This is a genomic window from Microbacterium aureliae, assembly GCF_054780155.1.
The window spans coordinates 374,716-397,085 of record NZ_BAAGWW010000001.1 but is presented as its reverse complement, the minus strand read 5'-3'; the positions used below and the strand labels follow the sequence as shown (position 1 = coordinate 397,085).

Sequence of the window (22,370 nt, the reverse complement as noted above, 5' to 3'; positions counted from 1 at the left end):
CTCAGGCTAACCCGGCCGGCCGCGCCGTCCGGCCGGGCTACGGTAAGGGGGTGAGCGATGACGACCCGCGCGTGGGGGACCTGTCCGAGGCCGAGATCCTGCGGGCGGTCCTCGGCCGGCTCGGCCCGTCGTCGGCCCCGGTGGGACCCGGCGACGACGCCGCCGTGCTCGACGCCCCCGACGGCCGAGTCGTCGCCACCACCGACACCCTCGTCCACGGGCCGGACTTCCGCCTGGCGTGGACGAGCGGGTTCGACCTCGGGTGGAAGTCCGCCGCTGTCAACCTCGCCGACATCGCCGGGATGGGCGCGCGCCCGACCGCGCTGCTGGTGGCCCTGGCCCTTCCCGAGGACACGCGGCTGTCCTTCGTGCTTTCGGTCGCCGACGGGTTGCGCGCCGCGTGCGAGCAGCTCGCCCCCGGCTGCGCGGTCGAGGGCGGCGACCTGACGGTGTCGGACGTCCTCACCGTCGCCGTGACCGCGCTGGGCTCGCTCGACGGCCGGGAGCCCGTCCTGCGTTCCGGCGCCCGCCCCGGGCAGGTCGTGGCCGTGGCGGGCGACGTCGGACAGGCGGCGCGCGGGCTCGGGGTGCTCTTCGACAGATTCACGGATGCCGCCGGCCATCCGCTGCCGGTCGACACGGCGTCCCTCGGCGCCGACGCCGGCGCCGTCCGCGCGCAGCTGCGTCCGTCTCCGCCGATCGTCCTCGGTCCGGTGGCCGCGGCGGCCGGCGCCACCGCGCTGATGGACGTGTCGGACGGCCTGGCGCTGGATGCCTCGCGCATGGCCTCGGCATCCGAGGTGACGATCGACCTCGACAGCGCCCGGCTCGGCGACGATCCGGCGACCGCGCTGTCCGGGGGCGAGGATCACGCGCTGCTGGCGACGTTCCCCGTGGGGGCGACGCTGCCGGACGGCTTCCGCGTCATCGGCTCCGTCCGGAGCCGGGGCGACGTGCCGGTCCTCGTCGACGGCGCCCCGTGGGACGGGCGCACCGGATGGGACCCGTACCGGGACTGGAACGCCGACCGCGGGTAGCGCTCAGACGGGCTCCGCCCACCACAGCGCGGTGTCGCCGTAGCGCTTGTGACGCACGTGCGCGAGACCGTCGGGAAGGGCGGGCGCGGGGGAGCGCCCGGCGCGTTCGATCACCACCCGGGCCCCGGGGGCGAGGCGGGGGACGAGCAGAGTGAGGATCGTCGTGAGCGCGGCGTCGTCCACGTCGTAGGGGGGATCCAGGAACACCAGGTCGTAGGTGCCCCCGGCCGATGCCAGCCACGGCTCGACGCCCGCCCGGTGGACCCGAGCCGACGTCGTGCCGACCGACCTGGCGACCTTGCGGGCGTTGCGCTCGAGCACCGCGGCCGCCCGCGGCGCCTTCTCGACGAGGTCGACGCTCGCGGCGCCCCGGCTGAGGGCCTCGAGCCCCAGCGCGCCGGAGCCGGCGAACAGGTCGAGGACGCGGCATCCGTCGATCGCGTCCGCCGCCTCGAGGGCGCCGAAGAGGGACTCCCGCACCCGATCGCTCGTCGGACGCGTCCCGGAGCCCGGGACCTCGAGGGTCAGCGATCCCGCCCGGCCCGAGATGATGCGCGTCACGGGTTCACGATAGTCCCGGCCGACGTGCCGTCCTCGTCGCGCAGCCGCGGCTCGGTGCGCAGGTGGGGGCGGAGCCCCGCCTTGTCGGCGTAGAACGCGCGGATGCGGTCCATGTCGGCCGCGACGTCGCCGGTGAGATCGAGCGTGACGCCGAGACCGGTCGTCATCGTGGTGCGGTCGACATACCCGAGGGTCACCGGCATCCCGGTGTCCCGCGCGATGCGGTAGAAGCCGGACTTCCAGTGCGACCCCGAGCCGCGCGTGCCCTCGGGCGTCACCACCAGGCCGAACACCTCGCCGCCGCGGATCCGGGCGACGACGTCGGCGACGACGCTCTGCGGGTTCCGCCGATCGACGGGGATGCCGCCGAGGCGTCGCATGACCGGACCCCGCCACCCGCGGAAGAGGCTGTCCTTGCCGAGCCAGCGGACGTCGATTCCCAGCCGCCACGAGATGGCGAGCATGAGCACGAAGTCCCAGTTCGACGTGTGGGGCGCACCGATCAGCACGGTCGGGCGCGTGGGGGCGGGCGAGGTCACCAGGCGCCACCGGCTGAGGGTCCAGTACAGGCGCGCGAGCAGAGAACGGATCACCGGCCCACGGTACGCGCCCGCGGCTGGGCGAAGGCCGCACGCGCTGTCGGCGGCGATGCCTAGACTCGTCAGCATGTCGTCCTTCACCCTCGACTCGCGGCTGGACGGCGCGGTCGGCGGCAAGGCGGCATCGGCTCTGGAGCGCGCGTTCGGCCTGCGGACGGTGGGCGACCTGCTCAGCCACTACCCGCGGCGCTACGCCCGGCGGGGCGAGCTGACCCCCATCGCCTCGCTCCCGATCGGTGAACCCGTCACGATCGTCGCGGACGTGGTGAAGGTGACCGAGCGGCGCATGCAGAACCGCCGCGGCTCGCTGCTCGAGGTCGTCATCGGCGACGGCGCCGGCTTCCTGTCGCTCACGTTCTTCAATCAGGCCTGGCGCGCGAGAGAGCTCACCGTCGGCCGCCGCGGCATCTTCGCCGGCAAGGTCGGGGAGTACCGCGGCGCGGCCCAGCTCACGCACCCCGACTACGAGCTGTTCGACGACGTTCTCGAGGCGCAGGTCAACGCCGCCGCGTACGCGACCGTGCCGATCCCGCTCTACCCCGCCACGTCCACCCTCGCCAGCTGGCAGATCAGGAAGATCGTCGATCTCGTGCTCGACGGCCTCGGCGACGTGCCCGACCCGCTGCCGCCCGAGGTGCGGGCGCGCGAGCGGCTGCTGCCGGCCCGCACCGCGATCGAGCAGATCCACCGCCCGCAGGCGATCGCCGAGGTCGAGCCCGCGCGCGACACGCTGCGCATGCACGAGGCCTTCCTGCTGCAGACGGCGCTGCTCCAGCAGCGCGCGTTCGTCCGGGCGATGTCGGCGACCGCCCGCCCGCCGGGGGAGCTGCTCGCGGGCTTCGATGCGACGCTCCCCTTCGAGCGGACGCCGGATCAGGTCGCCGTCGGCGACCAGATCGGGCGGGACCTGCAGGGCGGCTGGCCGATGAACCGGCTCGTGCAGGGCGAGGTCGGCTCGGGCAAGACGCTGGTGGCGCTGCGGGCGATGCTGCAGGTCGCCCAGAGCGGCGGCCAGTCCGCCCTCATCGCCCCGACCGAGGTGCTCGCCGCGCAGCACCTGCGCTCCATCGCGCGGATGCTGGGGCCCGCGCTCGCTCCCGCGCTCATGCCGACGCTGCTCACCGGCCAGATGACCGCGGCCGAGCGCCGCAAGGCGGCGCTGCGCGCGGCATCCGGCCAGGCGCTCATCGTGGTGGGCACCCACGCGCTGCTGAGCGAGAGCACGACCTTCGCCGACCTGGGGCTCGTGGTGGTGGACGAGCAGCACCGCTTCGGTGTCGAGCAGCGCGAGCGGCTGCGCGCGAAGGGCACCTCGCCGCACGTGCTGGTGCTGACGGCCACACCCATCCCGCGGACGGTGGCGATGACGGTGTTCGGGGACCTCGACGTGTCCACCATCCGGACCATGCCCGAGGGCCGCGCCGGCATCCAGACGTTCGTGGCGCCCCTCGCCGAGAAGCCGGCGTGGTTCTCGCGGGTGTGGGAGCGGGCGGCCGAAGAGGTGGCCGGCGGCCACCAGGTGTTCGTGGTGTGCCCGGCCATCGACGCCGAGGCGCAGAGCAAGGACGACACCGACGACGAGCTCATCGAGGACGCCGCGGCCGCCACGCGCACCCGCTGGGGCGTGGTGCAGGTCGCCGACCTGCTGAGCCGCCACCCCGCCTTTGCGGACCTTCGCGTGGAGACCCTGCACGGCAAGATGCCGGGCGACCACAAGGACGCCGTCATGCAGGCCTTCGCCCGCGGCGAGATCGACGTGCTGGTGGCGACGACCGTCATCGAGGTCGGCGTCGACGTCCCCAACGCCTCGACGATGGTCATCCTCGAGGCCGACCGGTTCGGCGTGTCGCAGCTGCATCAGCTGCGCGGGCGCGTGGGGCGCGGCGGCGTGCCCGGGTTGTGCCTGCTGGTCACCGAAGCCGACCAGGGGACCCCCGCACGCGAGCGCGTGGAGGCCGTGGCCGCGACGCTGGACGGGTTCGCGCTGGCCGAGGTCGACCTGACGCTGCGCGGCGAGGGCGACGTGCTGGGCGACGCGCAATCGGGCGCCCGCTCGTCGCTGCGGCTGCTGCGGGTCGTCGCCGACGCCGACCTGATCGCCCGCGCGCGCGTGGCGGCAGACGCCGTCCTGGCCGAGGACCCGACCCTGACCGGCCACCCCGAGCTGGCGGCGGCGCTGGAGCGCCGGGTGGGGATGCAGGAGCGCGCGGCTCTCGCCAAGAGCTGACGGCCGGGATGCGGCATCCCGCTAGGCTGGCGGGGTGAACAGCCGGATCGCCGTCGTCCCCGGATCCTTCGACCCGCCGACGCTGGGGCACCTCGACGTCATCCGCCGGGCGGCCGGCCTCTACGACCAGTTGCACGTCCTGGTGGTCCACAACCCGGGCAAAGAGGCGATGCTCCCCATCGCGCAGCGGCTGGCGCTGCTGGAGCAGTCGATCGCCGAGAGCGACATCGAGGGTGAGGTGGTCGTCGCCTCGTGGAGCGTGGGTCTGCTCGTGGACTACGCCACCGACGTCGGGGCGGGAGTGCTGGTCAAGGGGATCCGCTCGCAGGTGGACGTCGCCTACGAGACGCCGATGGCGATCGTGAACCGGCACCTCGCGCACGTCGAGACGGTGTTCCTGCTGCCCGACCCCGCCCATGCGATGGTCTCGAGCTCGCTCGTGCGGCAGGTGGCGGCCCTCGGCGGCGACGTGGCCCCCTTCGTGCCGCCGGCGGTCGCGCGGTTCCTGGACACCGGGGCGCGCGGTCTCTGAGTCCGGAGCCGTCGTCGCCGGCGACGGTACGATGGGTGATCGTGGTCAGAAAGCATGTGACGGGGCCGTTCGCCCTGCAGATCCGCGACATCTCGCATCGTGCCGGCGAGATGCGAGAGCTCACGATCGAGGCGCCCGCGCCCGACAAGTGGGGTGAGGGTCTGGTCGCCGTCGAGGCGGGCGAGCCGGTCGTCGTCGACGTCCGGCTGGAGTCCGTGCACGAGGGGATCCTCGTGTCGGCGAGCGTGGACACCCGCTACCGCGGAGTGTGCAGCCGGTGCCTCATCGACATCGCCGCGCCTGTCGAAGTCGAGTTTCAGGAGCTTTTCGCGTATCCTGGCTCGGAAGCAACTGACTTCGAGGTTCAAGACGACCACGTGGATCTTGAAACTCCCGTCAGGGATGCGATCGTCCTGTCGCTTCCGTTTCAGCCGGTGTGTCAGCCGGATTGCCCCGGCCTGGACCCGGCCACGGGCGAGAGGCTGACCGCGAGCACCGGTCCGCTTGACAGCGACACCATCGATCCCCGGTGGGCCGCGCTCCAGGACTACACCCCAGACCACGACGACGAAGCGCCGCGCTCCGGCGTCGAGAAGACAGAAGAGAGTTAGCCATGGCAGGTAACCCCCCGAAGCGGAAGGTTTCGCGCTCGAACACCCGGTCGCGCCGCGCGCAGTGGAAGGCCGAGGTCCCCGCGCTCGTCAAGACCGTCGAGAACGGCAAGGTCGTCTACAGCCGCCCGCACCAGGCGAAGGTCGTCACCGACTCGCAGGGCACCGAGCTGTTCCTGGAGTACAAGGGCCGCAAGGTCGCCGACGTCTGACCCGGTCAGGCAGCGGATCGTGACCGGGGTCACTCCCGCGCCGCGCCGCGGCGACGCGTCCGCGGCGACGCACGAACTCACGCAGAAGCTCGGGGTCGACATCGACCCCGAGCTTCTGTCGCTCGCCCTCACGCATCGCTCGTGGGCGTACGAGCACGGCGGCGCGCCCCACAACGAGCGGCTGGAGTTCCTCGGGGACTCCGTCCTCGGACAGGCGGTCACCGTCCGCCTGTACCGCGCGCACCCCGATCTCGACGAGGGCGTCCTGGCCAAGCGGCGTGCGGGCGTGGTGTCCACCGTGGCGCTGGCCCAGATCGCCCGGGGCATCGGCCTCGGCGCGCACGTGCGCCTGGGCCGCGGCGAAGAGCTCACGCGCGGCCGCGAGAAGGACTCGATCCTCGCCGACACGATGGAGGCGGTGATCGGAGCCACCTATCTCTCGGCCGGGCCCGACGCCGCCGCCGCTCTCGTCCTCCGTCTGGTCCAGCCGCTGCTGGACGACCCGGAGCGGGTCGGCGCCGCCGTCGACCCCAAGACCACGCTGCAGGAGCTGGCCGCCCGCCGGGGCGACGCCGCGCCGGCATACGAGGTGACGGCGGCCGGCCCCGACCACGACCGCGTCTTCACCGCGACGGTGCGCGTCGGCGACGCCACCGCCCAGGGCACCGGGACCAGCAAGAAGCAGGCCGAGATGGCCGCGGCGCTGCAGGCGTGGCGCGAACTCAGCGGCCGTGCCTGAGCTGCCCGAGGTCGAGGTCGTCCGCGCCGGCCTCGAACCCGCCGTCCGCGGCGCCCTGATCGTCGGCGCGACGGTCCACGACGAGCGCGGCATCACGCGCCATCCCGGCGGCGCCGCCGACTTCGAGGCGCGCGTCACCGGTCGGCGCATCGACGCCACAGCGCGGCGCGGGAAGTTCCTGTGGCTGCCGCTCGAGCCGGGCGGACGGCATCCGGAAGCCATCGTCGGCCACCTCGGCATGAGCGGGCAGCTGCTGCTGCGCAGCGCCGGCGCGCCACCGGAACGGCATGAACGCGTGCGGCTCGACATCGCCCACCCCGGCCACGGCGAGCTCGCGGTCGTCTTCGCCGACCAGCGGACGTTCGGCTCGCTGGCCATCGACGAGCTCGTCCCCACCGCGGACGGGCACGCGGGCGGATTCGGCGCCGAGGCGCCCGTCGTCCCGGCGCAGGTCGCGCACATCGCACGCGATCCGCTGGATCCCGCCTTCTCGGATGCCGCGTTCCGTCGGATCCTTGCCCGCAAGGACTCTGCGGTCAAGCGCGTCCTGCTCGATCAGAGGGTCGTGAGCGGGATCGGGAACATCTACGCGGACGAGTCCCTGTGGGCCGCCCGCATCCATCCCGAGACGCCCGCGCGCGAGCTGTCGACGCGTGCGCTGAACCGCCTGCTCGCCGAAATGCGCCACGTGCTCGAGAAGGCACTGGCCGAGGGTGGCACGAGCTTCGACGCGCAGTACGTCAACGTCAACGGCCAGGCCGGCTACTTCGCGCACTCGCTCCACGCGTACGGCCGCACCGGGGAGCCCTGTCCGCGGTGCAGCCGTCCGATCGTGAGGGTCTCGTTCACCAACCGGTCGAGCCACTTCTGCCCGCACTGCCAGAAGCTCTCCCGGCGCCCGACGCGCTGATCAGATCGCGAGCACCTTCTTCCACGCCCCGGCGTACGACGCCGGCACGAAGCCGATGGCCTCGTTGATGGCGAGCATGTGACGGTTCTCCTCGGCGTTGAAAGTGGAGACCCGCGGCGACTCCGGCACCAGCTCGCGCCAGCGCAGCAGGTTCGCGCACTTCACGATCGTGCCGAGGCGGTGCCCGCGATGCTTCTTCACTACGAGGGTGCCGTACTGCTGCGTGGCGCCGGTGCGGTCCTCGCCGATGACGAGCTCGTTGTACGCGGCGATCCTTCCGCTCGGCAGGTGCAGCACGGCGGCGACCGACACGGTGAGGCCCTGGGCCTTCAGCCGGGCGTCGCGGCGCTCGACACGGGCGGCATCCCAGTGCTGCTCGTCGATCACCAGACCACCCGCGGGCACGTCGGTCGACATGCGGGAGAGCGCGTAGGCGAACCCGTCGACGAATTCGGCGGGGGTCGGCGACGTCCACTGCACCGATCGGTAGTCGTCACCGGCGACCGCCAGCGCACCGGCCAGCATGCGCTCGACGAGCGCGAAGTCGCTGGTGAGGTCGAAGACGCTGTTGCGCTCGACCTGCTCCAGGGTGAAGCCGCTGTCCAGGGCGAACCGGGTCTGCGGGTCGTCGGCTGGTATGGATCCCCAGCCCGTCGACGGCTCCAGCCGCGCGCCGGGCGCGCCGGGTCGATGCAGGGTCCAGGTTTGTATGGTCGCCAGCCCGCGCTCGCGCGCTTCGCGCTCCACCTCCGCCAGCAGCAGCTCCTCCGCACCGCCGCCGCGACGGGGCGGGTCGACCATGAGATCGAACTCGAGCGCGCTGACGTCCGGCTCGTTCGAGAGCATGATCCTCACCGCACCCACGACCTCATCGCCGTGCAGCGCCGCGTAGCCGAGCTGCGTCCAGTCCGATTGGTCCTGCCAGAAGCCGAGCATCTCCTCGGGCTCCTCGCGCAGGTAGTCGTGACCGGCGTCGTAACGGCACACCGCGTTGGCGATGCGCGCCATCTCGAGGAACAACCGGGCGTTGCCCGAGTCGGTCGAATCCGGCACTGGGATCCGCTGCACGGTCAATACGGCGCCGTCTGCCCGGTCAGTCATGGAGCACCTTCTTCCACGCTCCGACGTACGCGATGGGCGCGAACCCGATCGCCTCGTTGATGTCGAGCATGGGCCTGTTCTCCTCTGCGTTGTAGGTGATCACGCGACGGGACTCCGGAGCGACCTCGCGCCACGACAGCAGCCCCGCGCACTTGACCAGCGTTCCGAGTTTGTGACCGCGGTGCTCCTTGAGGACGAGCGTGTCCTCCTGGTGCGAGGCCTCGGTGCGGTCCCGGCCGACGACCAGCTCGTTGAAGGCGCACAGCGCGCCGGTGGCGATGTGCTGCGCGGCGGTCACCTGGAGCGTGCGTCCGGTGCCGGTATACCTCGCGTCGTGCTCGGCGATGCGCGCGGCATCCCACTTCTCTTCGTCGAACTCCAGCGCGGCCGCCGGCGCGTCCGTCGACATCCGCGACTTCATCCAGGCGTAGCCGTCGGTGAACTCCGGCGGCGTCGGGGCGAACCACTGGACCACGCGGTAGCCCGTGGACGCGGCCCGCGCCTCGGCGAGCAGGCGCTCGACCTCGTCGAACGAGCCGGTGAGATCGAAGGCGCTGTTGCGCTCCACCTGCTCCAGCGCGTAGCCGTGTCGCACGAAGAACCGCGCGATGTGATCTTCGGGGATCGCGCCGAAGCCGGTGGGCGGGGCCAGCTGGGGTCCGGGGGCGGCGGGGTGCTCGGCCCAGGACTGGAGCACCGTGCGCCCGTGCTCTCGAGCCGTGCGCTCGACGAGGTCGTACGCCGCGGAGCCGATGCCGCGACCCCAGCTCTCGCGGAGCAGCTCGATGAGCCAGAACGCGTTGTGCGAGCCGTCTTCGTGCGGCAGGTCGATGCCGACCCGGCCGATCATGGCGCCGTCCTCGATCACGACCCACGCAAGGCGCGTCTCGTACGGCGTCGGCTGGTAGTGGGGGAGGAGCTCCTCAGCAGAGATCCGGTGGTCGTCGTGGCCCGAGATCTCGCGGTAGATCTCGTTGCGGACCCGGACCATCTCGACGAAGTCGGCGGCGTCCGCCGCGTCGACCGAGGCGGGTACGAGCAGCGGGCGGAGCTCCAGCCCGGTGATGGTGGTCATGTCGGTGCGTCCTTGCGTCGTGGGTGGGGTGTTCGGGTGGGGGTCCGCCGCCCGCGTGCGGGCGGCGGACCCGGTGGCCGTCACGGCCGTGGTGCGAGGCTGGCCTCGCGGAAGTAGCGGCGCTCGCGGAGCGCGACCGCTTCTTGCAGCCGGTACGCCTGAGCGTGGCGGCGGCGGTCGTCGGTGAGCCGCGGGGTGCGGGTGCTCCACAGCAGGAGTTGCACGCCCAGGTGCAGGGCGAGGCGATCCAGAAGTGAGATGCGGATGTCGCGGCTCGGGAGCCGCAGCGTATCGGGCTGGCCCGATGGGCGCTGCGGCGCGAGAAGGGTATGCATGATGGTTCTCTTTCCGATCTGGAAGGGATGCCTCGTGCGGGCGCTCGAGGCGGAGATGCCGTGCCGCAGCACGGCGGGATGACGCAGGGGGAGCGCGCTCAGCACCGCGAGGCGGATGCGGCGCAGCAGACCGATGTCGCCCGAAAGCGGGCAGACTCGTCCCCTGCGGGGATCAGATGGCGGCGGGGAAGCGGCCGCTCAGCACAGCGCCGAAGGAGAGGGTCCCCGACGCGCAGAAACGAATCGCACCGCCATCTCCGGCGGCGATTCCAGTGGTGTTCATGTGCATCATCGGTGGACCTCCTTTCTCGACTTCAGACGCGGTCAGCGACGCTACAGCCTCACGGGCCCCGACGTCAAGCGTTTTCGCAGATTCGACGTCCCCATGGCGTGTCGCGGCAAGCCGCCGGTTCTCCGCCCGCCTGCCGGGCCCGGCGGTCCCGCTCCGGTAGCGTAGGCGGGTAATCGACCGGGCGGAGGGCGATCCATGCACCTGAAGAGCGTGACGCTCAAAGGGTTCAAGTCGTTCGCTCAGCCGACGACGTTCGCCCTCGAGCCGGGGGTCACCTGCATCGTGGGACCCAACGGATCCGGCAAGTCGAACGTCGTCGACGCCCTCGCGTGGGTCATGGGGGAGCAGGGCGCGAAGACCCTTCGCGGCGGCAAGATGGAGGACGTCATCTTCGCCGGCACGGCCACCCGCGGCCCGCTCGGGCGCGCCGAGGTGCAGCTGACGATCGACAACAGCGACGGCGCGCTGCCGATCGAATACGCCGAGGTGACGATCAGCCGCACGCTGTTCCGCAACGGCGCGAGCGAGTACGCCATCAACGGCAGCACCTGCCGGCTGCTGGACGTGCAGGAGATGCTCAGCGACTCCGGCCTCGGGCGCGAGATGCACGTCATCGTCGGCCAGGGACGCCTCGACAGCGTCCTGCAGGCCACCCCCGAGGATCGCCGAGGCTTCATCGAGGAAGCGGCCGGCATCCTCAAGCACCGCCGCCGCAAAGAGAAGACCCTCCGCAAGCTCGAGGCCATGGAGGCCAACCTCACGCGCCTGAGCGACCTCGCCGGCGAGCTGCGTCGCCAGCTGAAGCCCCTCGGCAAGCAGGCCGAGGTCGCGCGCGAGGCCGCCACGATCGCCGCGGTGGTGCGCGATGCGCGCGCACGCCTGCTCGCCGACGACCTCGTGGCGCTGCGCGGCGAGCTCGCGCGCCACGCGCAGACCGAGCAGGAGCGGCACGCCGAGCGCGTGGTCCTGCAGGACACCCTCTCGGGCGTCCGCGAGGCCATCGAGCGGCTCGAGGCAGACCAGCGCTCCGAAGCCGTCGACGAGGCGCGCCGCATCAGCTTCGGGCTCGAGCGCGCGCAGGAGCGCCTGCGATCGCTGTACACCCTGGCCGGCCAGCGGCGGGCGCTGCTCGCCGACGACGAGGACGGCGATCGCGTCGAACGGACGACGGTCTCGCAGGGCATGATCGACGACGCCCGCGCCGAGGTCGATGCGCTCGCCGGCGGTCTGCAGGACGCGCGGGATGCCGCCGACGACGCGGCCCGCGCCGTGCTGCGGGCGCGCGCCGACCTGGACGCCCTCGACGCCGACATCGCCGAGCAGAGCGCGCTGGTGTCGGAGCACGATATGCGGCTGACCGCGCTCCGGGGGGCGGCCGACGCCGCGGCATCCGCTCTCGCCGCCGTCGAGGCGGGTGTCCAGCGTCAGCAGCGCGCCCTGGAGTCCGCGATCGCCCGGCGCGACGAGGCCGAGGCCGAGCTCGCCGGCGTCGACCCCTCGCTCGCGCCCGAGGGGAGCTCCGCCGAGCACGCCGCGGCGTACGAGCGGGCCCAGAAGGAGGCCGCGGACGCCGAGGGCGAGCTGACCGCGCTCCGGGACCGGCTCCACGCCGCCGAGCGGGAGCTGGAGTCGCTGACGGCGCAGACCGCGGCGCTCTCGCGCGCCCTCGAGATCAAGAGCGCCGCCGCGGTCCTGCTGGCCGAGGGCCGCCCGGGGACGCGAGGGCTCGTGTCGGATGCCGTCACCGTCGAGCCCGGCTACGAGGCGGCCGTCGCCGCCGTCCTCGGCCCGCTCGCCGAGGGTGTCCTCGTGGACGCCGCGGGCGACGCCTACGCGCTGGCCGACGAGCTGCGCACCGCCGACCTCGGCGTCGTGGACGTCGTGATCGCCGACGCCCGCGGCGCCCACGCGCCCGGCGTCGCCGCGCCGGAGGGCACCGTCGCCGCCCGCGACGTCGTCACCGCGCCGCCCGGGGTGCTCGGCATCCTGCGGGACGTCGTCATCGCCGAGGACCTGCCGGCCGCGCGCCGGGCGCTGTCGGCCCCGGCGGGGGAGCGGCCCCTGGTGGTGGTGACCCAGGCGGGCGAGGTGTGCACCGATCTGTCGGTGCGGGCCGGCGCCGGCGCATCCCGATCCCGCCTGGAGCTGGCCGCCGAGCGGGACGCCGCCGCCGAGCGGCGCGCCGAGATCGTCGTCGTGGTGGAGTCCCTGCGCGAGGCGCTCAAGGATGCGGCGGCCGCCCAGTCCGCCGCGCGCGAGCGCACCGCGGCCGCGCTGTCGACGCTGCGCTCGCACGACGCGGCGCTGGCCGCGCACGCCGAGCTGCTCAACCGCGTCACCGTGCGCCATGAGGCCGCCGTCGCCGAATGCGACCGGCTCGCGGCGGGCCTCGGCCAGGCTCGCGCGGCGGTGGACGAGGCCGCCGCCGCCGCCCGTGCGGCAGACGACCAGCTCTCCGTGGCGCAGGAGGCGCCCCGGCCGATCCTCGACGCGTCGGCCCGGGAGGGCATGCTCCAGGCGCTCGAGTCCGCGCGGGACGCCGAGATGCGCACGCGACTCGACGTCGAGACCCTTCGCGAGCGCATCCGGGCCGAAGAGGCCCGCGTCGTCCAGATGCAGCGCCAGCGCGAACGCGAGCGCGAGGCGGCGGCCGAGGCGGCCCGGCGAGCCGTGATCCGGCGCGCCCAGCGCGAGGTCGCCGACGGCGTCCTCGCCCAACTGCCGGCGGTGCTGGACAGCGTCGATCGATCGGTGTCGCAGGCGCGGGTCGAGCTCGCCGAGCGCGAGGCCTCGCGCGCGGCCACGACGGCGGAGCTGACGGCGCTGCGCGCACGCGAGGCGAGTGCGCGCGAGCGGCTGGCCCAGCTGACCGAGAACGTGCACTCCCTGGAGCTCCAGATCCACGAGAAGCGTCTGCACGCGACTGCGCTCGTGGACCGCGTTCGTTCCGAGCTCGGGCTCGAAGAAGACATTCTGATTTCGGAATACGGTCCCGATCAGCCCGTTCCCGCCGAGGACGGCGAGACCACGGTGCCGTATGACCGCGCTGCCGGACGCCGCCGCCTGCAGGACGCCGAGCGCAAGCTCGCGCAGCTGGGCCGCGTGAACCCCCTAGCCCTCGAGGAATTCGCCGCGCTCGAGCAGCGCCACACCTTCCTCACCGAACAGCTCGCCGACCTCACCCAGACCCGCAAGGATCTGCTGACGATCATCGAAGAGCTCGACGAGCGGATGCAGACGATCTTCGTCGCCGCCTTCGAGGACACCCGCGTCGCCTTCGGCGAGGTCTTCCCGATCCTCTTCCCGGGCGGCTCCGGATCGATCTCGCTCACCGACCCCGACAGTCCGCTCACCACCGGCATCGAGGTCTCGGTGCGCCCGGTCGGGAAGAAGATCGAGCGGTTGTCGCTGCTCTCGGGCGGCGAGCGCTCGCTCGCGGCGGTCGCGCTGCTGACCGCCATCTTCAAGGCGCGGCCGAGCCCGTTCTACATCCTCGACGAGGTCGAGGCCGCGCTCGACGACGCCAACCTCGGCCGGCTGCTCGGGGTCTTCGAGCAGCTCCGCGAGAGCAGCCAGCTCATCGTCATCACCCACCAGAAGCGCACCATGGAGATCGCCGACGCGCTCTACGGCGTCTCGATGCGCCAGGACGGCGTGTCGGCCGTGGTGGGCCAGCGCGTGCGCGAGACCGCCACGGCGTCAGCCTAGGCTGGGAGCATGGCGGAGAACTCCTGGTCGCTCGGCCGCGCCCTGCGCGGCATGTTCGTCAAGCCGACGATCGACGACACCACGTGGGACGACCTCGAGACGGCGCTGCTGACCGCCGACTTCGGGCCCGACATCACCGAGCGCATCGTCGACGAGCTCCGCGACAAGGTCGAGCGGTACCGTACGACGGACCCGCGCGATCTGCAGCGGATGCTGCGCGAGACGCTCGAGGAGCACTTCGCCAAGTTCGACACGACGCTGCGGCTGACCGAGCGTCCGGCGGTCGTCCTCGTCGTCGGGGTGAACGGCGTGGGCAAGACCACGACCATCGGCAAGTTCGCCAAGTTCCTCCAGCGCTACGGCCGCACCGTCGTCGTGGGGGCCGCCGACACCTTCCGCGCCGCCGCCGTCGACCAGCTGGCGACGTGGGCCGAGCGCGGCGGCGCCGCGATCGTGCGCCCCCAGCAGGAGGGGCAGGATCCGGCATCCGTCGCCTTCCAGACGATCGACTACGCCAAGCGCACGGGCACCGAGATCGTGCTCGTGGACACGGCCGGCCGCCTGCACACCAAGGGCGGCCTCATGGACGAGCTCACCAAGATTCGGCGCGTGATCGAGAAGCAGGCGCCCATCAGCGAGGTGCTGCTGGTGCTGGATGCCACCACCGGCCAGAACGGCGTCATGCAGGCGCAGGCCTTCCTCGAACACGCCGGAGTGACCGGGCTCGTCCTCACCAAGCTCGACGGCTCGGCCAAGGGCGGCTTCGTCCTGGCGGTCCAGGAGCGCACCGGCATCCCCGTCAAGCTCCTCGGGCAGGGCGAGGGGATCGGCGACCTGACCGGCTTCACCCCGCACGTCTTCGCGTCGTCGCTGGTGGATTGACCGGCCGGATCCGCGCCACGCCCCGCCGGGGCTATCGCCCGCGGGCGGGGGCTGGTTTCATGGGCACATGGCGATCGAGCACGACTACTTCGGACTTCTCGAGTCGGGGCCCGACGGATCGATCTTCTGGTCCGAGAACGTGGAGCTGGGAGACCAGTCCGTCACGGTCGACCTGACCGCGCCCGACCAGGACGACGTGTCCGAAACGGCGCTGGACGTCGCCGCCGCGCTCATCTCGGCCCTCGAGTCCATCGACCTCACGGCCCGCAACGCCATGGTCAACGAGCTCAGCGACCGCACCAGCGAGGTCACCGAATACATCCTCCAGCAGCAGGAGGCGCTCGGAGAGGACATCGAGGACCTGCTCGTCGACAACTCCGGTGACGTGCACATCGACGTCATCCGCTCGATGCAGCTGATGAGCATGACGATCCTCGCCGACGAGCACGGCGGAGCCGACCCGTTCGCGGTGCTCGAGTACGCGCTGGATCCGGATGCCGCCGACGACGTGCTGCTGGTCAACCTGGGCTCGGACGGCTCGGTGCAGTCGGTGACGAGCGCCGACTGACCCCCGCCGCCGCCCGCCCCGGCCGATGCCGAGGCGCGTGCGGGCGCGCGAGACTCGCGCGCGTTTCGCGCGCCGGCGCGCGTCTCGCGGGTCGGGCGGGTCGCTCAGGCGGTTCACACCGCCTGAGCGAATCCGCTCTCGACGCCCTCGGCGATGTGCGCCAGGTGCGGCGGGATCTCGCGGCCCTTGGACAGCATCGACTGCGCCCACAGCCGTCCGGCGCGGTACGACGAGCGCACGAGGGGACCTGCCAGGACGCCGAGGAACCCGATGCGCTCGGCCTCCTCCTTGAACTCCACGAACTCCTGCGGCTTCACCCAGCGGTCCACCGGCAGGTGGCGCGGCGTGGGCCGCAGGTACTGCGTGATCGTGATGATGTCGGTGCCGGCGTCGTGCAGATCCTGCAGGGCCTGAACAACCTCGTCCGGGGTCTCGCCCATGCCGAGGATCAGGTTCGACTTGGTGATGAGCCCCGCCGCGCGGGCCTGGGTGAGCACGTCCAGCGACCGCTCGTAGCGGAAGGCGGGACGGATCCGCTTGAAGATGCGGGGCACCGTCTCGACGTTGTGCGCGAAGACCTCGGGGCGGCTGTCGAACACCTCGTTCAGCAGAGCCGGGTCGCCGTTGAAGTCGGTGGCGAGGATCTCGACGCCGGTGTTCGGGTTGGCGGCGTGGATGGCGCGCACCGTCTCGGCGTGCAGCCACGCACCGCCGTCGGGCAGGTCGTCGCGGGCGACGCCGGTCACCGTGGCGTAGCGCAGGTTCATCCGCGTGACGCTCTCGGCCACGCGCCGCGGCTCGTCGGTGTCGTAGTCGGCGGGCTTGCCGGTGTCGATCTGGCAGAAGTCGCAGCGCCGCGTGCACTGCGAGCCGCCGATGAGGAACGTCGCCTCGCGATCCTCCCAGCACTCGTAGATGTTGGGGCACCCGGCCTCCTGGCAGACGGTGTGCAGCTCCTCGGTCTTCACCAGGGAGTGCAGGGCCTGGTACTCCGGGCCCATCTTGGCGCGCGTCTTGATCCACTCCGGCTTTCGCTCGATGGGCGTCTGCGCGTTGCGGACCTCGAGCCGCAGCATCTTGCGCCCGTCGGGCGCGGTCGCCGGGCCCGACGCGGGCGTCCCGCACGCGCTCATGCCGGCACCCCCGCGAAGTCGGCCTCGAACACCCGGGCGACGGTGCCCACCACGTCTCGGGGCGTCACCTCGGCCCCGACGACCTCGCTGACGGTGGTCACACCGGCATCCGTGATGCCGCACGGGATGATGTTGCGGAACGCCGCGAGGGAGTTGTCGCAGTTGAGGGCGAAGCCGTGCATCGTCACGCCCCGCTGGACCCGCACGCCGATGGCTGCGACCTTGTCCTCGCCGAGCGGGCGGCGGACCCACACGCCACTGCGGCCGTCGACGACGTGTCCGTCGACGCCGTGCTCGCGCAGCGCCTCGATGAGCAGCTGCTCGAGGCGACGGACGTGGCCGACGACGTCGACGGGCTCGGCGAGGCGGACGATCGGGTAGCCGACGAGCTGCCCCGGCCCGTGCCACGTGATCTTTCCACCGCGGTCGACGTCGACGACGGGGGTGCCGTCGACGGGGCGCTCGTGCGCGGCCGTGCGGACTCCAGCGGTGTACACCGCCTCGTGCTCGAGCAGAAGCAGGGTGTCGGGGCGGGTGCCGGAGACCAGGTCGGCGTGGATGCGGCGCTGCATCTCCCAGCCGTCGAGGTAGGCGACGTAGTCGGGGGCGAGGCCCACCGTGTGGATGTCGAGCATCAGGCTCCGATCGATCGCCGGACGGGCGGAAGGAGAAATCTGGATCGCGTCCAAGAATACGGCACGCGCCGCGAATCCGTGTCGCGCTAGCCTCGGTCCCATGACCGGCAGAGGACGGGTCGGACGACCGAAGGCGTCATCGCGCGAGATGCTCGCCGAGGCTGCGTGCGAGCTCTTCCTCGAGCAGGGCTTCGAAGCCACCTCGATCGCCGACATCGCCACGCGCGCGGGTGTGAGCCGGTCGAGCTTCTTCAATTACTTCGACTCCAAGGCCGGCGTGCTGTGGGCGGGCCTCGACGACCGCATCGCGGTGCTCGAGGGTGCGCTGGCAGGGTCGGCGACGGATGCCGCGGCCGACGTGCGCGAGGGCGTGCTGGCCGTCGCGGCCGACTTCGCGCCCGACAGCCTGGCGCTCGGGATCGTGAACGCCGTCGCCATGGGGATCGGCGAGGAGCTCGAGCGGGAGGCGTCGCTGCGACGCTCCCGCATCGCGCGCGCCGTCGCCGCGCGGCTCGTGCGGGGTGGAGCCGACCGGCTGCACGCCGAGGTCGCCGGCGCCGCGTGGGGCGGGGCGGTCCTGGCCGCGATCGAGGCGTGGGCGCACGACGGGGCCGGGCGCACCTCGCTCGCGCGCTTCCTGGCGAGGGCGGCGGCCGCCGCCGAAGGCGTGGCGGCGTGGGACGCCGGGGCCGAAGGGGCGGTGACAGCGGATGCCGGGGCCGTCCCGCCGGGCCCCGCCTGACCCGCCCCGGTGGCAGGACTCCACGGATCCGGACCGGCGCGCGGCCCTGACGCGCGTGAGCCCGGCCCGCGCCGCGCGATCCCGTGGAGTTCTGGCCCGCCGCGGCGGCGCGACCACGCGGGCGCCGTCGTCGGGGGTGCACGCGCGGGACGCGTAGAATCGCAGGATCATGGCGACTTTCGGCACCCTCTCCGACCGGCTCACCGAGACCTTCCGCAATCTGCGGACCAAGGGCAAGCTCACGCCCGCGGACGTCGACGGGACGGTGCGCGAGATCCGGCGGGCGCTGCTGGACGCCGACGTCGCGCTCGGCGTGGTGAAGGAGTTCACCGCGAAGATCCGCGAGCGCGCGCTGGGCGACGAGGTCAACCGCGCGCTGAACCCCGCCCAGCAGGTCGTGCAGATCGTCAACGAGGAGCTCGTGGGCATCCTCGGCGGTCAGCAGCGCCGGCTGCAGTTCGCCAAGAACCCGCCGACGGTCATCATGCTCGCCGGCCTGCAGGGGTCGGGAAAGACCACGTTCGCCGGCAAGCTCGCGCGCATGCTCGAGAAGGACGGCCACACGCCGCTCCTCGTCGCCGCCGACCTGCAGCGCCCGAACGCCGTGAACCAGCTCCAGGTCGTCGCCGAGCGCGCCGGTGCGGCGATCTACGCCCCCGAGCCCGGCAACGGCGTCGGCGACCCGGTCCGCGTCGCGCGGGACGGTGTCGAGGTCGCCCGCCGCCAGCAGCACGACGTCGTCATCATCGACACCGCCGGCCGCCTCGGCGTGGACGCCGAGCTGATGAAGCAGGCAGCCGACATCCGGCGAGCGACGGACCCCGACGAGGTGCTCTTCGTCATCGACGCGATGATCGGCCAGGATGCCGTCAACACGGCCAAGGCCTTCCAGGACGGCGTGGACTTCACCGGCGTGGTGCTGTCCAAGCTCGACGGCGACGCGCGCGGCGGTGCCGCGCTGTCGGTCGCGTCGGTCACCGGCCGCCCCATCATCTTCGCGTCCACCGGCGAGGGCCTCGAGGACGTCGAGGCCTTCCACCCCGACCGCATGGCCAGCCGCATCCTGGACCTCGGCGACATCCTGACCCTCATCGAGCAGGCCCAGCAGGCCTTCGACGAGGAGGAGGCGCTGAAGGTCGCCGAGAAGCTCGCGACCGAGCAGTTCACACTCGAGGACTTCCTCGAGCAGATGCAGCAGATGCGCAAGATGGGCTCGATGAAGAAGATGCTCGGCATGCTGCCGGGCATGGGCCAGATGAAGCAGCAGATCGACGACTTCGACGAGCGGGAGATCGACCGCACCGAGGCCATCATCCGCTCGATGACGCCCGCTGAGCGCCGCAACACCAAGATTCTCAACGGCTCGCGCCGCCTGCGCATCGCGCGCGGCTCGGGCATGACCGTCACCGACGTCAACCAGCTGGTGCAGCGGTTCGAGCAGGCGGCGAAGATGATGAAGACCGTCGCGCGCGGCGGTGTGCCCTCGATCCCCGGCATGGGTCCGGTTCCGGGCGCCGGGCGCCCGGGCGCGTCGAGCAAGCGCGGCGGCAAGCAGAAGAAGGGCTCCGGCTCGCGGTCGGGCAACCCCGCCAAGCGGGCCGCCGAGAACGCCGGAATCGCCGCCGAGCGCGCGGCCGCGCCGACCGGGTCCGGCTTCGGCCTGGGCGGCGGTGCGGGTGCGGGCGCGCCCAGCGAGGCGGACCTGGCCGAGCTGCAGAAGATGCTCGGCCGCTCCTGATCCAGCGCCGCTCCTGATTCAGGGGCGCAGCGTCGCGAGGTGATCGCGCAGGGTCGGGCCGGCGCGGAACTCGCCGATCAGGTGCTGCACGACCTGCCGCAGGTCGCCGTCGGCGGCGTCGGCGACGAGCAGCTGCCGCTCGTAGCTCGCCCCGCCGGTGAGGATCCGCTCGATCCCGGACAGCTCCCGCGCGCACTTGAGCTCGGCGGCGATGTCGGCGGTGGCCGCGATCGTCTGGCGCAGGTGGTCCCGCACGGGGACCTGCGTGCCCTCGCGGTCGATGATCACGCGCGCGTCCAGGCCGTAGCGGGCCGCGCGCCACTTGTTCTCGCGGACGAACCAGGGCGGGAGGGTCTGGGGTGTCCGGCCCTCGTCGAGGTCGCGCGAGAACCGCTCGACGAGCACCTGCACGAGCGCCGCGACGGCGGCGAGCTCGGGGAGCGTCGACATGCCGTCGCACGCGCGCACCTCGATGGTGCCCCACCGCGGCGCCGGACGGATGTCCCACCGCACCTCGGTGACGTCGCGCATGACGCCGGTGCGCACCATGTCATCGAGGTAGCCCTCGAACTCCTGCCATGTCTGCAGGGGCCAGGGCAGGCCCGCCGTGGGCAGCTGCTGGAACACCAGGGCGCGGTTCGAGGCGTATCCGGTCCGCTCGCCCGCCCAGAACGGGCTCGACGCCGAGAGCGCCTGCAGGTGGGGGAGGTAGGCCGACAGGGCGCCGATGATCGGGAAGACCTTGTCGACGTCGTCCACGCCGACGTGCACGTGGATGCCCCAGATCATCATGTTGCGACCCCACCACTGCGTCCGCTCGATGAGGCTGTGATACCGCGTCTTGTCGGTGACCTTCTGGTCGTACCACTGCGCGAAGGGGTGGGAGCCCGCGCACATCAGCGCGATGCCCAGCGGATCGGTGACCTGCCGCACGGCGGCGATCGCGTCGGCGATGTCGTCGACGGCGGCTTCGACGGTGCGCCCGACGCCGCTGGTGACCTCGACGGTGTTGGTCAGCAGCTCGCCGGTGACCGTGTACCGCTCCAGCGCCGAGGCCTCCTCGAGCGCGGACAGCACCTCGGGGGCACGCGGGACGAGGTCCCCGGTCACCTCGTCGGCGAGCATGATCTCCCACTCGAGGCCGACGGACGAGCGTGCGGAGGTCGCGAAGGGCACCGTCACAGGCTCAGTCTGGCACGCACCGCGCGGTTCGCAGCCACCGTTGCGATCTGGCAGAATAGAGGGTCGGACCCGGCGCTCGACCCTCTATCCAGCGTCGCGGGCCGTTCCTGAGCTTTCCGCCGGGTGTGCACCCCACGCTCCCGGACGTCCAGTTCGTCCGCTTCCCACACATTCAGGAGAATCGTGGCTGTCAAGATCCGTCTCAAGCGCCTGGGCAAGATCCGTGCGCCCTACTACCGCATCGTCGTCGCCGACTCGCGCACCAAGCGCGACGGTCGCGTGATCGAAGAGATCGGCAAGTACCACCCCACCGAGCAGCCCTCGTTCATCGAGGTCGACTCCGACCGCGCGCAGTACTGGCTCGGCGTCGGTGCCCAGCCGACCGAGCAGGTGCGCGCCATCCTCAAGCTCACCGGCGACTGGGGCCGCTTCAAGGGCGACAAGGACGCCGTCTCGACGGTGAAGACCGCCGAGCCGAAGGCGCCCTTCGAGGTCGACTCGGCCAAGAAGTCCGTCGTCAAGCCCAAGGCTGAGAAGAAGGCCGAGGAGCCCGCCGAGGCTCCCGCCGCCGACGCCGCCGACCAGGCCGACGCAGAGTAGTGCTCGCCGCCGCGCTCGAACACGTCGTCAAGGGGATCGTCGATCACCCTGACGCCGTGCGCATCCGTTCGTCCGCCTCGTCGAGGGGCGACGTCCTCGAGGTGCACGTGCACCCCGAGGACCGCGGACGGGTCATCGGGCGCGGCGGGCGCACCGCCAAGGCCCTGCGCACCCTCATCACGGCGCTCGCCGACGGTCGCCGCGTGCGCGTCGACGTCGCGGACGACTGAGATGAGCGGCAAGACCCAACTGCGCGTCGGACGCCTCGTCAAGGCCCACGGCCTCAAGGGCGCGCTGAAGCTCGAGCTCTACACCGACGACCCCGAGGGTCGTTTCACCCCGGGCGCCACCTTCACCCTGCAGGTGCCCGAGTCCTCGCCGTGGCACGGCAAGCCCCTGACGGTGCGCGAGTTCAAATGGATGAACAGCCACCCGGTCGCCTTCTTCGAAGGGGTCGAGGACCGCAGTCAGGCCGAGGCGCTCGTGCGCGCGATCCTCTGGATCGACCAGGATGCCGATGCCGCCCCCGCCGAGGACGACGCGTGGTACGACCACCAGCTGGTGGGCCTGGACGTCGTCCGCGACGGCGAGCGCGTCGGCAGCGTCGTGCGCGTGGACCATCTTCCCGCGCAGGACCTGCTGATCGTCCGCACCGCCGACGAGCGCGAGGTCCTCGTGCCGTTCGTCACCGCGATCGTCCCCGAGGTCGACATCGCCGCGGGCCGGGTCGTGGTGACCCCGCCGCCCGGGCTCTTCGAGGACCTCCCCGACAGCGATGACACCGACGCCGGCGACACCGGCGACGCGGCCGCCCGTGACGAAGACGGCGGGTCGGATGCCGGGGCCGCCGCCCGCGACGACGGCTGAGCCGCCGCGGCAGCCGCCCACGGCATCCACTCACTTCTGCGCCCGCCGCCCGATGCGCGAGATGTGATCTGCGGGAAACATCGC

23 protein-coding genes are annotated in these 22,370 nt (G+C 72.3%); 15 read left to right on the top strand and 8 right to left on the bottom strand.

Annotation, left to right across the window (positions count from 1 at the left end):
- Positions 1-50 precede the first annotated feature (50 nt).
- The gene (gene thiL / locus ACYVF4_RS01955; RefSeq protein ID WP_460719211.1) at positions 51-1,037 is read left to right on the top strand and encodes a thiamine-phosphate kinase; all 987 of its coding nucleotides are present in this window, start codon (positions 51-53) and stop codon (positions 1,035-1,037) included.
- Between the two features lie 3 nt (positions 1,038-1,040).
- On the opposite strand, the gene rsmD is transcribed toward thiL, so the two are convergent.
- Positions 1,041-1,598, bottom strand: coding sequence for a 16S rRNA (guanine(966)-N(2))-methyltransferase RsmD (rsmD, locus tag ACYVF4_RS01950; RefSeq protein ID WP_460719209.1), 558 nt, complete (start codon positions 1,596-1,598; stop codon positions 1,041-1,043).
- Positions 1,595-2,191: a 1-acyl-sn-glycerol-3-phosphate acyltransferase gene (locus ACYVF4_RS01945; RefSeq protein ID WP_460719207.1), complete on the bottom strand. Its 597-nt coding sequence runs from the start codon at positions 2,189-2,191 to the stop codon at positions 1,595-1,597. The genes rsmD and ACYVF4_RS01945 overlap by 4 nt, the downstream gene beginning before the upstream one ends.
- Positions 2,192-2,264: 73 nt before the next feature.
- Here ACYVF4_RS01945 and ACYVF4_RS01940 point away from each other — a divergent pair, with 73 nt between their 5' ends.
- The 6 genes from ACYVF4_RS01940 to mutM are packed head-to-tail and all read left to right on the top strand — an operon-like array spanning position 2,265 to position 7,428.
- Positions 2,265-4,424 (top strand): ATP-dependent DNA helicase RecG, encoded by a 2,160-nt coding sequence (locus ACYVF4_RS01940; protein ID WP_460719205.1) that lies wholly within the window; start codon positions 2,265-2,267, stop codon positions 4,422-4,424.
- A gap of 34 nt (positions 4,425-4,458) precedes the next feature.
- Positions 4,459-4,956 (top strand): pantetheine-phosphate adenylyltransferase, encoded by a 498-nt coding sequence (gene coaD, locus ACYVF4_RS01935; RefSeq protein ID WP_460719203.1) that lies wholly within the window; start codon positions 4,459-4,461, stop codon positions 4,954-4,956.
- A gap of 56 nt (positions 4,957-5,012) precedes the next feature.
- On the top strand, positions 5,013-5,567 hold the full coding sequence (locus ACYVF4_RS01930) for a YceD family protein (protein ID WP_460720721.1): 555 nt from the start codon (positions 5,013-5,015) through the stop codon (positions 5,565-5,567).
- Positions 5,568-5,569: 2 nt separating this feature from the next.
- Positions 5,570-5,779 (top strand): 50S ribosomal protein L32, encoded by a 210-nt coding sequence (gene rpmF / locus ACYVF4_RS01925; protein WP_460719201.1) that lies wholly within the window; start codon positions 5,570-5,572, stop codon positions 5,777-5,779.
- A gap of 19 nt (positions 5,780-5,798) precedes the next feature.
- Entirely contained in the window at positions 5,799-6,518 is a 720-nt protein-coding gene (gene rnc / locus ACYVF4_RS01920; protein WP_460719200.1) for a ribonuclease III, read from the top strand.
- Positions 6,511-7,428, top strand: coding sequence for a bifunctional DNA-formamidopyrimidine glycosylase/DNA-(apurinic or apyrimidinic site) lyase (gene mutM / locus ACYVF4_RS01915; protein ID WP_460719198.1), 918 nt, complete (start codon positions 6,511-6,513; stop codon positions 7,426-7,428). Before rnc ends, mutM begins: the two co-directional genes overlap by 8 nt.
- On the opposite strand, the gene ACYVF4_RS01910 is transcribed toward mutM, so the two are convergent.
- The 3 genes from ACYVF4_RS01910 to ACYVF4_RS01900 all read right to left on the bottom strand — a co-directional run bounded on the left by ACYVF4_RS01910 (position 7,429) and on the right by ACYVF4_RS01900 (position 9,939).
- Positions 7,429-8,529 carry a GNAT family N-acetyltransferase gene (locus ACYVF4_RS01910; RefSeq protein ID WP_460719196.1) on the bottom strand — a complete coding sequence of 367 codons (1,101 nt, stop codon included), beginning with the start codon at positions 8,527-8,529 and terminating at the stop codon, positions 7,429-7,431.
- Complete coding sequence (locus ACYVF4_RS01905) at positions 8,522-9,604, bottom strand: GNAT family N-acetyltransferase (RefSeq protein ID WP_460719194.1); 1,083 nt, start codon at positions 9,602-9,604, stop codon at positions 8,522-8,524. The genes ACYVF4_RS01910 and ACYVF4_RS01905 overlap by 8 nt, the downstream gene beginning before the upstream one ends.
- Positions 9,605-9,684: 80 nt before the next feature.
- On the bottom strand, positions 9,685-9,939 hold the full coding sequence (locus tag ACYVF4_RS01900; RefSeq protein ID WP_460719192.1) for a hypothetical protein: 255 nt from the start codon (positions 9,937-9,939) through the stop codon (positions 9,685-9,687).
- Positions 9,940-10,426: 487 nt separating this feature from the next.
- Here ACYVF4_RS01900 and smc point away from each other — a divergent pair, with 487 nt between their 5' ends.
- From smc to ACYVF4_RS01885, 3 genes are all read left to right on the top strand, one after another.
- On the top strand, positions 10,427-13,939 hold the full coding sequence (smc, locus tag ACYVF4_RS01895; protein ID WP_460719190.1) for a chromosome segregation protein SMC: 3,513 nt from the start codon (positions 10,427-10,429) through the stop codon (positions 13,937-13,939).
- Between the two features lie 9 nt (positions 13,940-13,948).
- Positions 13,949-14,821 carry a signal recognition particle-docking protein FtsY gene (ftsY, locus tag ACYVF4_RS01890; RefSeq protein ID WP_460719188.1) on the top strand — a complete coding sequence of 291 codons (873 nt, stop codon included), beginning with the start codon at positions 13,949-13,951 and terminating at the stop codon, positions 14,819-14,821.
- A 67-nt stretch (positions 14,822-14,888) separates the two neighbouring features.
- Entirely contained in the window at positions 14,889-15,389 is a 501-nt protein-coding gene (locus ACYVF4_RS01885) for a DUF2004 domain-containing protein (protein ID WP_460719186.1), read from the top strand.
- A gap of 113 nt (positions 15,390-15,502) precedes the next feature.
- Here the strand turns inward: ACYVF4_RS01885 and lipA are convergent, their stop codons facing one another.
- Together lipA and lipB are read right to left on the bottom strand one after the other, a co-directional pair.
- Complete coding sequence (lipA, locus tag ACYVF4_RS01880) at positions 15,503-16,522, bottom strand: lipoyl synthase (RefSeq protein ID WP_460719184.1); 1,020 nt, start codon at positions 16,520-16,522, stop codon at positions 15,503-15,505.
- Positions 16,519-17,157 carry a lipoyl(octanoyl) transferase LipB gene (lipB, locus tag ACYVF4_RS01875; protein WP_460719182.1) on the bottom strand — a complete coding sequence of 213 codons (639 nt, stop codon included), beginning with the start codon at positions 17,155-17,157 and terminating at the stop codon, positions 16,519-16,521. Before lipB ends, lipA begins: the two co-directional genes overlap by 4 nt.
- A 100-nt stretch (positions 17,158-17,257) precedes the next feature.
- Here lipB and ACYVF4_RS01870 point away from each other — a divergent pair, with 100 nt between their 5' ends.
- Positions 17,258-17,899: a TetR/AcrR family transcriptional regulator gene (locus tag ACYVF4_RS01870; RefSeq protein WP_460719180.1), complete on the top strand. Its 642-nt coding sequence runs from the start codon at positions 17,258-17,260 to the stop codon at positions 17,897-17,899.
- A 169-nt stretch (positions 17,900-18,068) separates the two neighbouring features.
- Positions 18,069-19,637: a signal recognition particle protein gene (gene ffh / locus ACYVF4_RS01865; protein WP_460719178.1), complete on the top strand. Its 1,569-nt coding sequence runs from the start codon at positions 18,069-18,071 to the stop codon at positions 19,635-19,637.
- Positions 19,638-19,655: 18 nt separating this feature from the next.
- Here the strand turns inward: ffh and ACYVF4_RS01860 are convergent, their stop codons facing one another.
- Positions 19,656-20,819 (bottom strand): glutamate--cysteine ligase, encoded by a 1,164-nt coding sequence (locus ACYVF4_RS01860; protein ID WP_460719176.1) that lies wholly within the window; start codon positions 20,817-20,819, stop codon positions 19,656-19,658.
- Positions 20,820-21,002: 183 nt separating this feature from the next.
- Here ACYVF4_RS01860 and rpsP point away from each other — a divergent pair, with 183 nt between their 5' ends.
- Genes rpsP through rimM form a run of 3 tightly spaced genes read left to right on the top strand, consistent with a single transcriptional unit; the run spans position 21,003 to position 22,286 of the window.
- Positions 21,003-21,419 carry a 30S ribosomal protein S16 gene (gene rpsP, locus ACYVF4_RS01855; protein ID WP_460719174.1) on the top strand — a complete coding sequence of 139 codons (417 nt, stop codon included), beginning with the start codon at positions 21,003-21,005 and terminating at the stop codon, positions 21,417-21,419.
- A complete protein-coding gene (locus ACYVF4_RS01850; RefSeq protein WP_460719172.1) occupies positions 21,419-21,649 on the top strand; it encodes an RNA-binding protein in 231 nt (76 codons plus the stop codon). The genes rpsP and ACYVF4_RS01850 overlap by 1 nt, the downstream gene beginning before the upstream one ends.
- Before the next feature lies 1 nt (position 21,650).
- A complete protein-coding gene (gene rimM, locus ACYVF4_RS01845; protein WP_460719170.1) occupies positions 21,651-22,286 on the top strand; it encodes a ribosome maturation factor RimM in 636 nt (211 codons plus the stop codon).
- Positions 22,287-22,370: the final 84 nt, after the last annotated feature.

Coding starts and splice junctions, on each gene's coding strand:
- ACYVF4_RS01940 (WP_460719205.1), top strand. CDS start 2,265: ATGTCGTCCTTCACCCTCGACTCGCGGCTGGACGGCGCGGTCGGCGGC.
- rpmF (WP_460719201.1), top strand. CDS start 5,570: ATGGCAGGTAACCCCCCGAAGCGGAAGGTTTCGCGCTCGAACACCCGG.
- ACYVF4_RS01910 (WP_460719196.1), bottom strand. CDS start 8,529: ATGACTGACCGGGCAGACGGCGCCGTATTGACCGTGCAGCGGATCCCA.
- ACYVF4_RS01905 (WP_460719194.1), bottom strand. CDS start 9,604: ATGACCACCATCACCGGGCTGGAGCTCCGCCCGCTGCTCGTACCCGCC.
- ACYVF4_RS01900 (WP_460719192.1), bottom strand. CDS start 9,939: ATGCATACCCTTCTCGCGCCGCAGCGCCCATCGGGCCAGCCCGATACG.
- smc (WP_460719190.1), top strand. CDS start 10,427: ATGCACCTGAAGAGCGTGACGCTCAAAGGGTTCAAGTCGTTCGCTCAG.
- ftsY (WP_460719188.1), top strand. CDS start 13,949: ATGGCGGAGAACTCCTGGTCGCTCGGCCGCGCCCTGCGCGGCATGTTC.
- ACYVF4_RS01885 (WP_460719186.1), top strand. CDS start 14,889: ATGGCGATCGAGCACGACTACTTCGGACTTCTCGAGTCGGGGCCCGAC.
- lipA (WP_460719184.1), bottom strand. CDS start 16,522: ATGAGCGCGTGCGGGACGCCCGCGTCGGGCCCGGCGACCGCGCCCGAC.
- lipB (WP_460719182.1), bottom strand. CDS start 17,157: ATGCTCGACATCCACACGGTGGGCCTCGCCCCCGACTACGTCGCCTAC.
- ACYVF4_RS01870 (WP_460719180.1), top strand. CDS start 17,258: ATGACCGGCAGAGGACGGGTCGGACGACCGAAGGCGTCATCGCGCGAG.
- ffh (WP_460719178.1), top strand. CDS start 18,069: ATGGCGACTTTCGGCACCCTCTCCGACCGGCTCACCGAGACCTTCCGC.
- rimM (WP_460719170.1), top strand. CDS start 21,651: ATGAGCGGCAAGACCCAACTGCGCGTCGGACGCCTCGTCAAGGCCCAC.